General features: G+C 38.5%; 15 protein-coding genes. All 15 read left to right on the forward strand.

The window, feature by feature from the left end:
• Nucleotides 1–8: 8 nt before the first annotated feature.
• The 15 genes from rsmH (at nucleotide 9) to sigE (ending at nucleotide 16,185) form a co-directional block, all read left to right on the forward strand.
• A complete protein-coding gene (gene rsmH, locus MKY88_RS04820) occupies nucleotides 9–959 on the forward strand; it encodes a 16S rRNA (cytosine(1402)-N(4))-methyltransferase RsmH (RefSeq protein ID WP_025113838.1) in 951 nt (316 codons plus the stop codon).
• Nucleotides 960–1,331, forward strand: coding sequence for a cell division protein FtsL (gene ftsL2 / locus MKY88_RS04825; protein WP_340813089.1), 372 nt, complete (start codon nucleotides 960–962; stop codon nucleotides 1,329–1,331).
• Nucleotides 1,328–3,556: a penicillin-binding protein gene (locus MKY88_RS04830; RefSeq protein ID WP_258267917.1), complete on the forward strand. Its 2,229-nt coding sequence runs from the start codon at nucleotides 1,328–1,330 to the stop codon at nucleotides 3,554–3,556. The genes ftsL2 and MKY88_RS04830 overlap by 4 nt, the downstream gene beginning before the upstream one ends.
• Nucleotides 3,557–3,613: 57 nt before the next feature.
• Nucleotides 3,614–5,530, forward strand: coding sequence for a stage V sporulation protein D (locus MKY88_RS04835; RefSeq protein ID WP_291757503.1), 1,917 nt, complete (start codon nucleotides 3,614–3,616; stop codon nucleotides 5,528–5,530).
• Nucleotides 5,531–5,655: 125 nt separating this feature from the next.
• Nucleotides 5,656–6,627, forward strand: coding sequence for a phospho-N-acetylmuramoyl-pentapeptide-transferase (gene mraY, locus MKY88_RS04840; protein ID WP_025113842.1), 972 nt, complete (start codon nucleotides 5,656–5,658; stop codon nucleotides 6,625–6,627).
• On the forward strand, nucleotides 6,627–7,976 hold the full coding sequence (gene murD, locus MKY88_RS04845) for a UDP-N-acetylmuramoyl-L-alanine--D-glutamate ligase (protein WP_069480280.1): 1,350 nt from the start codon (nucleotides 6,627–6,629) through the stop codon (nucleotides 7,974–7,976). Before mraY ends, murD begins: the two co-directional genes overlap by 1 nt.
• 40 nt (nucleotides 7,977–8,016) lie before the next feature.
• Nucleotides 8,017–9,096: a putative lipid II flippase FtsW gene (gene ftsW, locus MKY88_RS04850; protein ID WP_328203109.1), complete on the forward strand. Its 1,080-nt coding sequence runs from the start codon at nucleotides 8,017–8,019 to the stop codon at nucleotides 9,094–9,096.
• Between the two features lie 20 nt (nucleotides 9,097–9,116).
• The gene (locus tag MKY88_RS04855; RefSeq protein WP_193831123.1) at nucleotides 9,117–9,950 is read left to right on the forward strand and encodes a cell division protein FtsQ/DivIB; all 834 of its coding nucleotides are present in this window, start codon (nucleotides 9,117–9,119) and stop codon (nucleotides 9,948–9,950) included.
• Nucleotides 9,928–10,656, forward strand: a complete 729-nt coding sequence (locus tag MKY88_RS04860; protein ID WP_193831124.1) for a DUF881 domain-containing protein — start codon at nucleotides 9,928–9,930, stop codon at nucleotides 10,654–10,656. Before MKY88_RS04855 ends, MKY88_RS04860 begins: the two co-directional genes overlap by 23 nt.
• Nucleotides 10,657–10,754: 98 nt before the next feature.
• Entirely contained in the window at nucleotides 10,755–11,474 is a 720-nt protein-coding gene (locus MKY88_RS04865; protein ID WP_069480284.1) for a DUF881 domain-containing protein, read from the forward strand.
• A 3-nt stretch (nucleotides 11,475–11,477) separates the two neighbouring features.
• The gene (locus tag MKY88_RS04870) at nucleotides 11,478–11,849 is read left to right on the forward strand and encodes a small basic family protein (RefSeq protein ID WP_008173872.1); all 372 of its coding nucleotides are present in this window, start codon (nucleotides 11,478–11,480) and stop codon (nucleotides 11,847–11,849) included.
• Nucleotides 11,850–11,944: 95 nt separating this feature from the next.
• A complete protein-coding gene (gene ftsA / locus MKY88_RS04875; protein WP_069480285.1) occupies nucleotides 11,945–13,228 on the forward strand; it encodes a cell division protein FtsA in 1,284 nt (427 codons plus the stop codon).
• Between the two features lie 53 nt (nucleotides 13,229–13,281).
• Complete coding sequence (gene ftsZ, locus MKY88_RS04880) at nucleotides 13,282–14,439, forward strand: cell division protein FtsZ (protein WP_069480286.1); 1,158 nt, start codon at nucleotides 13,282–13,284, stop codon at nucleotides 14,437–14,439.
• Nucleotides 14,440–14,630: 191 nt separating this feature from the next.
• On the forward strand, nucleotides 14,631–15,464 hold the full coding sequence (locus tag MKY88_RS04885; protein ID WP_340813094.1) for a sigma-E processing peptidase SpoIIGA: 834 nt from the start codon (nucleotides 14,631–14,633) through the stop codon (nucleotides 15,462–15,464).
• 13 nt (nucleotides 15,465–15,477) lie between these two features.
• A complete protein-coding gene (gene sigE, locus MKY88_RS04890) occupies nucleotides 15,478–16,185 on the forward strand; it encodes an RNA polymerase sporulation sigma factor SigE (RefSeq protein WP_025113851.1) in 708 nt (235 codons plus the stop codon).

Genomic DNA, 16,185 nt, shown 5'->3' on the forward strand with positions numbered 1-16,185 from the left:
CGAGTGGTATGTTCGATCATACAACCGTGTTATTAAAAGAAACTGTTGATGGGTTGAACATCGATCCTGATGGTGTATATGTGGACTGTACTTTAGGTGGTGCAGGCCATAGTGAATATTTAGTACAGCAATTATCAGATAAAGGTCGTTTAATTTGTTTCGATCAAGACATGACGGCTATCGAAAATGCGAAAATTCGATTAGCGCCTTATATTGAGCGCGTCACGTTTATCCATTCGAATTTCCGGTATTTAAAAGAAGAATTATTGGCTCATGGTTTTGAACAAGTGGATGGTATTTTATATGACTTAGGCGTATCTTCACCTCAGTTAGATACACCTGAACGAGGCTTTAGCTATCACCATGATGCACCACTTGATATGCGCATGGATCAAACGGCAACACTTACAGCTTTTGAAGTTGTCAATCAATGGGCATATGAAGATTTAGTACGTATTTTTTTCCGTTATGGGGAAGAAAAGTTTTCAAAGCAAGTTGCCCGTAAAATTGAAGAGGCGCGTAAATCAGCCCCGATTGAAACAACTGGACAACTTGTAGAGCTTATTAAAGAGGGTATTCCAGCAGCGGCACGCCGAAAAGGTGGGCATCCAGCAAAGCGCATTTTCCAAGCAATTAGAATTGCTGTCAATGACGAGTTAGGCGCGGCAGAGGATTCATTAGTCGATGCGATTGATATGATAAACGTAGGTGGACGCATTAGTGTCATTACGTTCCATTCATTGGAGGACCGCCTATGCAAGACAATCTTTAAGGAAGCGTCATCATTACCGGAATTACCACCAAATTTACCTGTAATTCCTGATGACATGAAGCCAACTTTAAAGCTGATTTCACGAAAACCAATTGTTCCTTCAGATGAAGAATTAGAAGTGAATAATCGGGCGCGTTCCGCAAAGCTTAGAGTGGTGGAGAAAATTAACGACAAAGGGCGTGAGTAAATGGCAGCCGTACGTGTAAGGCAACAGCACCAACATCAACAAGTGCAACAACCGATAACACCACCTAGTCCACAACCCACTATCATACGTCGTAAAAAAACGAACCAGAGGTTTGAGAAGACAATGCTAATTGTTTTAGTTAGCATTATTGCTGTATTAGGAGTCCTAGTATTAAATAAACAAGCAGCTATTCAAACGACAAGCATGGACATTCAAAAGATCGAATCAGAAGCAGATGAGATTGCAAAACAGAATGTTGACTTAACGGTTCGTGTAAGTGAACTTTCTACATACGAAAACATATGGAAAAAAGGAAAAGAACTCGGTTTAACTCAAAATGAGAAAAATGTAAAGGTAGTGCCGGGAGAATGAAAAAAAAGAGATTTCGATTCCAATGGGGAGCCTTTCTATTATTGATTTTTTATGGAGGGCTCTTTTTTCTATTATTCACAAGAATGGTGAACATTCAGGCGACAGGGCAAGTAGAAGGACAGGAGCTTGCAGCAAGAGCAGCTGCTAAGTATGGTAAGGAAAGTGTTATCACAGCAAACCGAGGAAAGATTTATGACCAAAACGGTCAAGTGATTGCAGAAGATACGTTAAGCTATCGTCTAGTTGTTGTCGTAAGTGAAGCAGCTACTACAGATCCAAAGAAACCTAGGCATGTTGTAGATGCTGAAAAAACGGCTCAAGTTTTAGCAAAGTATATTCCGGCAATGCAAGGAAAAGAAGATGAAGTTCTTAAAAAGCTAAATAATCGCTATAGAAGCGATGGTAAACCATTATATCAAGTGGAGTTTGGGAGTTCTGGACGCGGTATTAGTCACGAGGTTATGAGTAAAATAAAGGAAGAAAAATTACCAGGGGTTCTATTTGTTAGTGATTTAAAACGTTATTATCCAAATGGTGTCTTTGCTTCACATTTAATTGGCTATGCATTGAAAAAAGATAACGAGGATGGGACTGTCACAACAAAAGGCGAAATGGGTCTAGAATATACGTATGACAAAGAACTGACAGGCGTTAATGGTAAAATTAAATACGAAACAGACGCTTTCAGTTATTTATTACCCAACAGCGAGAAGATGGTGACACCTGCTAAAGATGGGGATGATATTTATTTAACAATTGATAAAACCATCCAAAGTTTTTTAGAGGAAGCGATGTCATCGGTTGAAAAGGAATACAATCCGGAATCTATGACTGCGGTTGTAGCAGACCCGAAAACAGGGAAAATATTAGCGATGTCCCAGCGTCCTACATTTAACCCAGAAACACGTGATAGTCAAAATATGAAATGGCTGAACGAAGTAATTGAAGAAACGATTGAGCCTGGTTCGACGATGAAAACATTCACACTTGCTTCGGCTATTGATACAAATACGTGGCAACCGAACACTTTCTATCAATCAGGTTCTTATACAATACTTGACCGTACTATTCGAGACCATAATCAAGTCGGTTGGGGCCCTATCACCTATTTAGAAGGATTCCAACGATCTTCGAATACAGCTATGGCAAACTTATTAAAATTAATTGGTGAAGATGTCTTTATTGAGTATTTAGATCGCTTTGGCTTTGGGCATAAAACAGGGATTGATTTACCAAATGAGGCAGCAGGTACAATATTATCTAAATACCCAATCCAACGAGTGACAACAACATATGGACAAGGGTCAACCGTAACACCTATCCAAATGATCCAAGCCATGACTGCTATTGCGAATGATGGTAAGATGATGCAGCCTTATGTGATTGACCGTATTGTTGATTCATCAACAGGGAAGGTTATTCAAAACCATGAACCTGTTGAAAAAGGACAGCCAATCAAAGCAGATACAGCGAAACAAGTACGAGAAATCCTTGCCTCTACACTGACATCAAAATTTGGTACTGCGAAGGATTTTATTCTAGAGGATTATGAGGTTGCAGGGAAGACAGGGACAGCACAAATTCCGAGAGCAGATGGTACGTATGCTTGGGGTGCTAACCAATTCCTATATTCATTTTTAGGTATGGCTCCTGTCGATGATCCTCAGCTTATCATGTATGTCTCAGTGAAAAAACCCAAGTTAAATAATGAGCTTGGGTCAGTACCGGTATCTAAAGTGTTTAACCCTGTTATGTTAAATAGCTTAAAGCACCTTAATATTAATCCAGGTGATGTACAGTATGTGGATAAGGTAGATATTAAGGATTATACAGGTCAAAGTGCTGAGGCGATTGAGGTAGAACTAGGAAATGATGGATTACAGCCTGTTATTGTTGGAAGCGGGGGTAAAATCATAGATCAATATCCGAAAGATACAAAACAACTAGTTAAAGGTAGTTATGTATTTTTGAAGACGGATGGCGATATCATATTGCCAGACTTTACGAATTGGTCATTAAGAAATTTACTTGTTTTCAAATCTATGACAGGGGTAGAGATGGAGATTTTCGGTGAAGGCTTTGTAGCGAGTCAAAGTGTGTCCCCTGGGACTATTATAACGGATAGTTCACCGATTGTTGTTAAGCTCAAAACACCTGCTGAAAGCTTTGTGCAAGATGTAGAGGCAGCTTCTGAGGGTGAAATTGAACAAGTAGAAGATGAATAATACTGAATAGAAGTCCACTTTATTTCATACGTTGTAAAAAACAAGGTGTGATGTCGAATGAAGTGGATTTCTATCCATTCTAAAAAGCGTTTACGTATTTTATATGTGTTGTTTATGTGTGCGGCAGTGGCGATAGTGATTAGGCTTTTCTTTTTGCAAGTGTTGGATCAAAAGGAACTAACAACGAAGGCAGAAGAGAACTGGGACCGAGAAATACCATTTGCTAATGAACGAGGGCATATTACTGATCGAGATGGTGAGAGTATTGTAACCAATAAGCTTGCACCGACATTATATTTTATGCCTTCCCAGAGTAAAGATATTGAAGGGGCAGCTGAAAAAATTGCGCAAGTTCTGGAAGTGGACAAAGAGAAACTGCTAGAGAAGATGAAGAAAAAAGCCTATTTAGTAAAACTAGCGCCTGAGGGGAAAAATATCCCCTATGAAAAAGCAGTGGAATTACAAGGCTTACAAATTGAAGGACTATATAGTGGTGTCGACTACTCAAGAGACTATCCATATGGGACACTTTTATCTCGATTTTTAGGCTTTACAGGGTATGATGCACAAGGTTTAGCTGGTATTGAATATGAATATGATAAGTTTTTGCAGGCTAATTCATCCGCAATTCGCATTTTTACCGATGCGAAGGGCAATAATTTACCGAATGTCGCGAGTGCTTGGAAAGCTGGCGAGGATGGAGCAACTATTGAGCTAACGATTGATGTCGATGTCCAACAGGTCGTTGAACGTGAATTGTCACAGGCTATGAAGCGCTATGATGCGGACCAAGCATTGGCCATTGCTATGAATCCAAATAATGGAGAAATCTTAGCGTTAGCCTCTTATCCAACTTTTAATCCGGCTGAATACCAATTAGTCGAGCCTGCGATTTATAATCGGAATTTACCTGTGTGGATGACGTATGAACCGGGTTCTACTTTTAAAATTATTACTCTTAGCGCTGCATTGGAAGAAAATTTAGTGGATTTAGAGCATGATACTTTTTATGATCCAGGGTATACGATGGTTGCTGGGGCAAGGCTTCGTTGTTGGAAGCGTGAAGGGCATGGACATGAAACCTTCTTAGAAGTTGTGGAGAATTCCTGTAACCCAGGCTTTATTGAATTAGGGCAGCGGTTAGGTAATGAGCGATTATTGCAATATATTAAAGATTTTGGCTTTGGTCAAAAGACTGGTTCCAATATTGCTGGTGAAGCTTCAGGCATTTTATTTTCTAAGGAAGCCTTCGGACCTGTTGAACAGGCTACAACCTCATTTGGGCAAGGAGTAGCGGTAACTCCAATTCAGCAAGTTCAAGCGGTAGCAGCAGCAATAAATGGAGGCAAGCTTTATACGCCTTATGTTGTGAAAAAAGTATTTAATCCCAATACAGGGGAAGTCATACAAGAAACTAAACCGGTTGTCAAAAATCAGGTGATTCGTGAGGAGACTTCTTCAAAGGTTCGGGGCGCATTGGAGTCTGTTGTTGCGAATGGTTCTGGTCGACAAGCCTTCCGAGATGGTTTACGAATTGGCGGTAAAACAGGAACAGCACAAAAGGTTGAAAACGGACGTTACAAAAGTGGAGAATATATCGTATCATTTATTGGCTTTGCGCCAGCTGACAATCCGCAAATTGTCGTCTATGTAGCAGTCGACAACCCTAAAAAGACGACACAGTTTGGTGGCGTCGTAGCAGCACCTATTGTTGGGCAAATTATTGAGGATGTTGCACCGTTTGTAGGTATTGAAAAATCGAAGGAACAGCTTGAAAAGGATTATCGTTATGGTGATCCAATTACTGTGAAGGTACCAAATTTTATTGGTCAGACAAAGGATGATATTGCCAAGCAGTTTTATCCATTCCGTATAGAATGGCATGGAGAAGGGACAAAAATTGGTAACCAATTACCTGAAGTGGATAGTGTTATCAAACAAGATGGTACCATTCATTTATATTTGGAGAACTGAAATAACTTTACCTTTAAAAAATGGGAAAGAACCACTATTATTATGAAGGGTAGTAATAAATAAATGAAAGTTTATGCTTTTTTCCTAACGAAGAAAGTGAAACAAGATTTAAAGGAGATTTTTCAATGAAACTCGCAACAACACTTACCATTTTAGCTCTTGCTTTTATAGTAACAGTTATCCTGGCACCAATTAGTATTCCACTTCTTCGACGCCTAAAGTTTGGGCAAAGTATTCGTGAAGAGGGACCGAAATCACATATGAAAAAAGCTGGTACACCAACAATGGGCGGTATAATTTTCTTAATTTCTATCGTCCTAACAACTGTTGGTGTAGGAAGCTTTTTAGATTTATTAACGACACAGACCGTAGTACTTTTACTAGTATTAGCAGGATTTGGCTTAATAGGTTTACTGGATGATGGTTTGAAGGTTGTATTTAAAAGGAATTTAGGGTTAACTTCTCTTCAAAAATTAATTGGTCAAATTGTTATCGCCATCCTTGCATATTTTCTACTGCATGTTGGATCGTTTGATACAACGCTTGCTATTCCATTTACAGATTGGACAGTTGATCTTGGTGTCTTCTATGTTGCCTTTTTAATTTTTTGGTTAGTAGGCTTCTCCAATGCGGTAAATTTAACAGATGGTTTAGATGGACTAGTGGCAGGAACTGCATCGATTGCTTTTGCGGCATTTGGCGTTATTGCACTTTTCCAAAGCCAAGCTGATATTGCTTTATTTGCATTTGCTGTTACAGGAGCATTATTAGGGTTTTTATTATTTAATGCGAATCCAGCAAAAGTATTTATGGGTGATACTGGTTCATTAGCATTAGGTGGGGCATTAGCCATGGTATCGGTATTAGTAAAAGAAGAGTTTTTACTTTTACTGGTTGGCTTGGTATTTGTCATCGAAACATTATCCGTTATTTTACAGGTAGGAAGCTTTAAACTGCGTAAAAAGCGTATTTTTAAGATGAGCCCAATCCATCACCATTTTGAATTATCAGGTTGGTCAGAGTGGAAAGTAGTGCTTGTCTTCTGGTCAACTGCCCTAGCAGTAGCATTGATTGCAGTCTTATCGGAGGCGTTTTAATGAAAAACTATACAGATTTACAACATAAAAAAGTACTTGTGTTAGGCCTAGCGAAAAGTGGTGTGGCCGCTGCAGAAATTTTGCATGAGCTCGGCGCCTTTGTTACAGTCAATGATTCCAAACCATTTGATGAAAGCCCGGATGCACAGGGGTTATTACAAAAGGGGATTACCGTGATTTGTGGCCGCCATCCTGAGGACTTACTGGATGAAGGTTTTGAATTAGTCGTTAAAAACCCAGGTATTCCTTATAGTAATCGCATTGTAGCGGATGCACTACATCGCGATATTCCTGTGTGGACAGAGATTGAACTTGCTTATTTAATAAGCGATGCACCATTTATAGGTATTACAGGCTCGAATGGTAAAACAACAACGACCACTTTAATATTCGATATGTTAAACAACGGAAGTAAAAATCCATTGATTGCAGGGAATATCGGTACAGTTGCTTGTGGCGTCGCTAAAGAAGCTAGTGAAGAAGACATTATTGTAACGGAGTTGTCATCGTTCCAATTGATGGGGACTAAAACATTTAAACCTAAAATTTCTATTCTAACAAACCTTTATGATGCCCATCTTGACTATCATGGAACATTTGATAATTATGCTGAAGCGAAGTTTGCTGTGACGCGTAATCAAGATGAAAGTGATTACTTTATTTATAATGCTGATCAACCAATTGTAGTTGGATATGCAGCACAATCGAATGCGCAAAAAATCCCATTCAGTTCAAATGGCCGTACTGTCAACGGAATCAGCGCAGACGATACAACGATATATTGGCAAGGGGAACCTTATATGGACCGGGCAAATATCGCGCTACCTGGTAAGCATAATTTAGAGAACATCCTAGCAGCAGTGGCAGCCTGTATTTTAGTTGGCTGTGACAAAGGGAAGATGGAAGAGGTTTTAGCAACATTCGGCGGAGTGAGACACCGTACTCAATTCGTACGCGAATGGAATGGTCGGAAGATTTATAATGACTCCAAAGCTACAAACTGTTTAGCAACAAAAAGTGCTTTAGATGCATTCCAGGCGCCTGTTATTTTGCTAGCAGGTGGCTTAGATCGAGGCCACTCTTTTGAGGAGCTTCGATCAAGTATGAATCATGTCAAAGGCGTCGTCGCATTCGGAGAAACTGGATTACGTTTTGTTGAATTTGCAAAATCGTGTGGTGTCCAACAAACAGTTATCGCTCAAAATGTGGAAGACGCTGTACACTATGCAGCACCGATGTCAGCAGAGGGAGATATTATATTATTATCTCCAGCATGTGCAAGCTGGGATCAATATGACAGCTTTGAAATACGCGGAGATGTTTTTATTGATGCTGTAATGAAGCTGTAATGAGCCTGTAACTATTTTAGAATATACTTGACTTGGAAGGATGGCATTACTGAGAGGGAAAGAAAGTTACTTATTGCTCGTCACAACTTTGATGCTATCAGTAATCGGCATTATTTTCGTCTATTCTGCGGGGACTTATTGGAGTGCCATTCATTATAGTGGAAAAATGCCGTTTTATATGAAGCAAAGCGTATACTTTGTGGTAGCTATAATTGTATTTTTAATCACCATTCGATTAAATATTTTGAGAGAGCAGTCCTTTTGGAAAATGGCCTATATATTTTCGTTAATTTTACTTGTTCTAGTGTTAATACCTGGTATTGGGCTAGTGCGAAATGGTTCGCAAAGCTGGATAGGGGTCGGTCCATTGACAGTCCAGCCAGCGGAGCTAACGAAAATAACTGTCATTGTTTACCTGAGTCATATTTTAGCGCAGCATAAAACAGGGACACCGGTTGTTAATTGGCGCCATGCTTTAATCCTATTAATCCCTGTTGCTTTGATTATGTTGCAGCCCGACTTCGGTTCAGTATTTATACTTGTTGTTGCTGTATTTTTATTGTTTTTTGTCGCTGGGTACCCATTAAAGCTATATGCCATGATTATGTTGGTTGGTATAGCTGGACTAGTTGGATTAATTGCAACTGCACCATATCGACTAAAGCGAATAGAAGCATTCCTCGATCCATGGGCTGATCCCTTGGTAAGTGGGTTCCAAGCAGTGCAATCACTAATGGCAATTGGTCCTGCTGGAATTTTTGGTCATGGTTTTGGACAAAGTCGGCAAAAGTTTCTATATTTGCCTGAGCCACAAAATGACTTTATTTACGCTATTATTTTGGAAGAAGTCGGCTTGATCGGTGGTCTCGTTATTTTAGCACTATTCGTACTGACAATTTATGCGGGCTATAGATTTGCTGTACAGGCTAAAAACCGAACATCCTATTATGCGATTATAGGGCTAGTCACAATGCTGATGGTGCAAGCGTTTCTTAATATAGCTGTAGTAATAGGTTTAGTACCTGTAACCGGTGTTACATTGCCTTTTATTAGCTACGGAGGAACATCTTTAGTCACAATGTGGTTAATAATAGGTATTATTTATCAATTAGCGAAATAAATATAAAGGAGGAGTACTTTTTGGAGAAAGTAATTGATATAGAAGATCGTATACCTACGCTAAAAAAGCGACGAAAAAAGCGTACTAATCGTAAATTTATCGTGCTAATATTACTTTTCTTTATTGTGTTAGCGGTACTCCTTTATTTTCAATCTCCATACAGTAACATCAATAAAATAACAGTCAATGGTGCGAAGTTGGTAGATAATGAACATTATGTGGAGACAAGTACCCTTGCGCTAGGTAAATCAATGTGGGGGTTCAAAATAGAAGACGTGGAGAATCTTCTGTTAAAGGATAAATGGGTAAAAGAAGCACATGTTAAACGTAACTGGCTTCGAGGCGTAACGATTGATGTGAAAGAATGGAAAAAAGTTGCGTATTTAGCTGGGGACGGCACCTATTATCCGTTACTTGAAAATGGTGAACGTTTTGAGCAAAAGGGTAATGATACTCCAATTGATGCACCTGTTTTTATTGGTATTACTGGGGAAAAAACAATTAAAAAACTAGTTGAACAGTTAGCCCAATTAAAACCAGAAGTATTAGCTTTAATTTCTCAGGTTAACACGAATAGTAATGATACAAATCCGAACGCGGTAAAGCTTTATATGAATGATGGCTATGAGGTACGAGCTATTATTCAGACGCTTGCGGATAAGTTAAATTATTACCCCTCCATTGTTGCACAAATAGCAAATTTAGAAAAAGGCGTGATTGATTTAGAGGTCGGTTCCTATTATCGTCCTTTTAACGAGGAGTACAACAAAATAAGCATCGACATGGAAGCTAATGAAGATGGGGAAATGGTTGACCAGGAAGTGACAGAAGATGAACAACAAGAAGAAGAATAGCAAAGGGAGTTTTTTTTCTAGAAAACAATTTGAATTATTGATTGTTTGTGTGACAACAGGGTTTATCATCGGCTATTCATATAATCAAGCAAAAGATAACCGCGAAGCAGGTACAATTAATTCAGAGCTTTTTGAGCAAGAAGATTCTTATCGTGAGGAATTGATCACTCAGCAAGAACGCAATAAAGAGCTAACGGAAGAATTAAATAGCCTACAGGAACAAATTCGAAAGTATGAGAAATCATTTGCTTCTGATGAGAAGGACTATAAGAAGCTTGTTGAACAAGCGGAGGATTTGCGGCTCTTACTTGGTGAGTTGAAGAGTGATGGAAAAGGAATACGGATCACTCTGCAAGATGGCGACTATGATCCAAAATCTTTGAATCCGAATGATTATATCGTTCATGAAAGCCATGTTTTTAAATTGTTGAATGAATTGAAAATTTCGGGTGCTCAAGCAATTGCTATTAATGGGCAACGTGTCATGGCCAATTCCTATATAAGATGTAATGGTCCAGTAATAACTATTGATGGTACACAGCATCCCGCACCTTTTGTAATAGAAGCTGTAGGAGATTCCGATACTTTAATGGCTTCTTTAAATTTAAATGGCGGTGTCGTTGATCAATTATTAAATGACAATATTGTGGTGTCTTTAGAAGAACATCAAAAACTTACAATGCCAAGGGTAAAAGTAGAAAGTTAAGGACAAGTCCTAGTTCATGTTTAAAGTCTAATTTCAGCCTCAAGAGAAGTTTTACATTGATTTCTGAGGGGCATACGATACGTCTAGGAGGGGCTATTTTGCGAAGAAATATGTACACCCGAATAACGATCGTGCTATTTATTATCGGTTTGATGATAGCGGTACAATACAATACCATACAAAAACCAGCAGAGCGAGATACACGAGATATTTGGGCAATAAGAGAGGAATTAGCACAAGAAAAGCAAAGGCATTCCGCATTACTGGCAGAAATTCGCTCACTTCATGAAGTAGTGGATCGCTATGAGCAATCTGAAAAAGTAAATCAGCAAGCAGCTTTACATGAAACATTGAATCGTTTAAAGCAACAGGCTGGACTAACGGAAGTGATAGGGCCTGGTGTCATACTTCGTATTGAACCAGCACCGGAATTAATTGAGATGGGCTATGAAATTAAAGAAATATCGCCCGATTTGTTAACTCAATTATTAAATACGCTGTTTAAAAACGATGCAACTAGTGTTTCTATAGATGGCAATCGTGTTGTTCAAACAACAGCCATTCGGGACATTAATGGGAAGACAACGGTGAATAGTGTACCATTGACGTCACCTAAATTTGATATATATGTTGGGACAAGCGATTATAAAGCAGCACAAAAAATGTATAATTCGCTACAAGCCTCGACGTTTATAGATTCATTTTATTTAGATAATTATAATTTAGTAATTGAAGAGCCAATAGATCAATTACAAATTCCAGCATTTGATCAGCCATTGACAAATGATTACTTAACAGAGGTAAAAAAAGGAGATTAATTTATGTGGCTACCATTTTTAGGTTTGATATTTGGACTTGCCCTTGGCTTGTTAACAAATATACAAATCCCCTCTATGTATGAAAATTATCTGTCAATAGCAGTTTTAGCAGCTTTAGATACATTATTTGGTGGTATCCGTGCTCAATTACAGCAAGTGTACGACGATAAAGTTTTTGTATCAGGATTCTTTTTTAATATAGTTCTCGCAGCAGGGTTAGCTTTTATAGGTGTGAATTTAGGAATAGATTTGTATTTAGCGGCCATTTTCGCTTTCGGAGTACGTTTATTCCAAAATATTGCAATAATTAGGCGTATATTACTAACTCGCTTGGATGAGAAACGTCACAAGAAAGAAAAAACTTCCATAGATTAAGAGAAAAATTGACCAAAATACTCGATTTGCTTAGACATTATGCCAAATTTACAATAGAATGAAAATAAGAGCATTTTTCAAGGAGGTGCAGCGAATTGAATCAGCAAGATTTATACATTTCACTTGATATTGGATCCTCCTCTATCAAGGTATTAATAGGTGAAATGAGTGACGGACAATTACATGTAATTGGCGTCGGAAATGTAAAATCGAATGGGGTTCGAAAAGGAGCAATTGTTGACATCGATGCAACAGTTCAATCTATTCGAAAAGCAATAGAACAAGCCGAACGAATGACAGGTTATCAAATTCAAGAAGTCGTTCTAGGCGTTCCTGCTAACCAAACGATGTTACAGCTAGTTAAAGGTGTTGTCGCTGTAAATAGTGAAAACAGAGAAATTACAGATGATGATTTAGACAGAGTGGTAGAATCTGCACAAGTCATGTCAATACCTCCTGAACGTGAATTAGTTAACATCATTCCAAGACAGTTTATTGTGGACAACCTTGATGAAATTAAAGATCCCCGTGGTATGATTGGCATCCGTCTAGAAATGGATGCGACAATGATAACTACATCCAAAACGCTTTTACACAATGTTCTTCGCTGTGTTGAGCGTGCAGGTTTAAGTATACGAGAAATATATTTGCAACCATTAGCATCAGGCTACTTTGCATTAACTGAAGATGAAAAAAACCAAGGAACTGCCTTTGTAGACATAGGAGGCGGCTCTACTACAATCGCGGTATTTGAAGAGGGATTGTTAACGCATACAGGCGTCCTACCAGTTGGTGGTGATCATATAACGAAAGATATATCCATCGTTTTAAAGACACCAACAGAACAAGCTGAAAATATCAAACACCAATTTGGACATGCCTTTTATGATGATGCATCTGACGATGAAATCTTTGAAGTACCAATTGTAGGAACAGATTCTACTGATCAATATAGTCAACGCTATATCTCAGAAATTATTGGCGCTCGCCTAGAAGAATTACTAGAATTAGTGATTGACGAGTTAGCACGTCTAGGTGTTAGAGATTTACCTGGTGGCGTTGTTTTAACTGGTGGTGTCGCTAAACTTGAAGGTATCGCCCAGTTAGCACGTCAAATTCTACAAACGCGTGTAAGAATTTATACACCCGATTATATTGGCGTTAGAGAGCCTTCATTTGCAACAGCGGTTGGACTTATTCGTTACGCCTATTTAGAAGATGATTTTTACGGTAAAAGTACGAATACGCAACCTGTTGAATATGCAGCTGTAGGAGCTCAAGCAGCTATGCCTAAAAAGCAAGAGTATTCTGCACCTTCAGAACCAAAAGAAAGCGTAATCGGGAGAGCAAAAAAATTATTTGATAAGTTTTTTGATTAACTAGAATGCGTAATGATTGATACAGAGTCGAGTTACCGTGGGAGGAAAAAGAGATGTTAGAATTTGATACAAATGTAGATGAACTTGCAGTAATAAAGGTCATAGGTGTTGGTGGCGGCGGTAACAACGCTGTCAATCGAATGATAGAACATGGTGTACAAGGTGTTGACTTTATCGCAGTTAACACAGATTCACAAGCATTGAATTTATCAAAGGCAGAGGTTAGGCTTCAAATTGGTGCTAAACTGACGCGTGGATTAGGTGCAGGTGCTAATCCAGAAGTAGGAAAAAAGGCTGCTGAAGAGAGCCGTGAGCAATTAGAAGAGGTTCTACGTGGCGCAGACATGGTATTCGTCACTGCTGGTATGGGTGGAGGAACCGGTACTGGTGCAGCGCCAGTAATAGCACAAATTGCTCGTGAGTTAGGAGCACTAACAGTAGGTGTTGTGACACGTCCATTTACGTTTGAAGGACGTAAACGTCAAACACAGGCTATCGGCGGAATCGGTGGTATGAAAGAAGCTGTGGATACGCTAATTGTTATCCCGAACGACAAGCTATTACAAATTGTCGATAAATCAACACCAATGTTAGAAGCTTTCAGAGAAGCAGATAACGTACTTCGTCAAGGTGTCCAAGGTATTTCTGATTTAATCGCAACACCTGGTCTTATTAACTTAGACTTTGCAGACGTGAAAACAATTATGTCAAACAAAGGCTCAGCATTAATGGGTATCGGTATTGCTACTGGTGAAAACCGTGCTTCAGAAGCAGCAAAGAAAGCCATTTCGAGTCCTTTACTAGAATCGTCTATCGATGGTGCTAAAGGCGTTCTTATGAATATTACAGGGGGCTCTAATCTTAGCTTATTTGAAGTACAAGAAGCAGCAGATATCGTAGCTTCTGCATCTGATGAAGAAGTAAATATGATTTTCGGTTCTGTCATTAATGAAAACCTTAAAGATGAAATCATTGTGACAGTTATCGCAACAGGCTTCTCGGAAGAAGCGTTACAACAACAACGTCATACAGTAAAACCGTCACTCAATATAAATAGACAATCTGCTCCACAACAACAAGCACCAATTCGTGAACAACGACAAGAAATGCATGTTCAACAAGAGCAGCCACGTCAAAATCAGCAACATTATGCACAGGATGATATGCTTGAAGTCCCAGCATTTTTACGTAATCGCAAAAATCGTGGTTAATGAAATAAAACAACTTCTAAAAAGCTCGTATTTTACATATGTAAAATATGAGCTTTTTATATTTGTTGTCAAGATGTTCATTTGTGTAAGGAAACCATGTATTTTGTCAAAACATTTTAAGGAAATGATGCGATTGTTTGACAATTTTTGTGGGAGTAACATGCTAACTTTGTAAGTAGGAGGCGGCTGTTATGTATGGAGAATGGCTGGTGCTCATTAATACGCTTTTCAATCTAGCAATACTCACGTTTACGGCAAGAGTAACAAGGGTTTTGGTCAAGAATTCAAGATTATTAATGAGTTCGTTTTGTAGTAGTTTAGTAGCTATAATAGGCAGTCAAATGCTGTGGACAACGGTTCTTAGTTTTATATTACTCATAGGTATAGCTTTTCGCTTTAAGATTCGAAGCTTCCAAAAGCAAGGACCGATCGTTTTAACAGCAACGATCGTTATAGGGGGATTGTTAACAGCACTACAACCTTTTTTAAAAAATCTTTCTGCCACCCATTTTATAATGATTTGTTTTGTACTAGCAGTTTTAAATCTCGTTGCATTCTATAAGCAATGGGGGTTTGTTAAGCTAGAGCGTTTAAGTGGACAATTTGTGTTTGATACAACTTTAAAAATCTTTGGCGCACTAGTACCACTTTCAGCTTTTGTGGATACAGGTAACCAAGCAATTGAGCCACTTTCAGGAAAGCCAGTTCATTTCGTCTCATATACAGCTTTAAGTCCACATTTACCTGCGGATTTTCGCAAATCATTAGTAGAATGGCAAGAAACAGATCCGTACAATGTATCTATGTTTTCAGAAGATTATCAGCGTTTAATACGATTTATTCATATCAATACTGTACAGCAACAAACTGTTGTATTAGGTTTTCGCTTTGATGAATGGCTTATAAAGGGAGAGCCTTCGCAGGTGAAATCGAATGAATATATCGTTTTAACAAAAAAGGCTAAAAATTTTCCACATAGCACAGCAGCAATTTTACATTTTTCAGCGCTTTCAAATAACTCATAGAGGGGGAGAACTATTGCTTCTTAGGCTACTTGCTAGCTTGAAAAAATTTTGGAGTAAGTTTCGTAGTCGTGAAACGTACTATATAGGGGGAAATGATTCATTGCCAGTGCCACTAAGTCGAGAAGAAGAAGTTACAGTCATTGCATCCTTTATGAAAGGTGATTTACGTGCTAGAGACACACTAATTGAACGTAATTTACGTCTTGTTGTTTATATTGCTAGACGTTTTGACAATACGGGGACACCAATTGAAGATCTAATCAGCATTGGTTCTATCGGGTTAATAAAGGCGATTGAAACGTTCAATACAGATAAAAATATTAAGCTTGCAACATACGCATCACGATGCATTGAAAATGAAATTTTAATGCACTTACGAAAAACAAGTCGTATGAAGGGTGAGGTTTCATTAGACGAACCATTAAACTCTGATGCAGATGGAAATGAATTATTACTATCAGATATTTTAGGTACAGAAGAGCACATTATTCTTGATAATGTGGAGAAAAAAATTGAACGTCAACATATGTTCCATGCCATTAATTTATTAGGTGCACGTGAACGGTATATTATGGAATGCCGTTTTGGTCTCAATGGAAAAGTGGAAATGACGCAAAAAGAAGTTGCAGATCATTTAGGGATATCACAATCATATATTTCCCGCTTGGAAAAGAAAATTATTCAAGATTTACGTGAAAATTTAAATCAACCAATTTCTTAG

Source organism: Lysinibacillus sp. FSL R7-0073 (genome assembly GCF_038009065.1).
GTDB classification, from domain to species: domain Bacteria; phylum Bacillota; class Bacilli; order Bacillales_A; family Planococcaceae; genus Lysinibacillus; species Lysinibacillus fusiformis.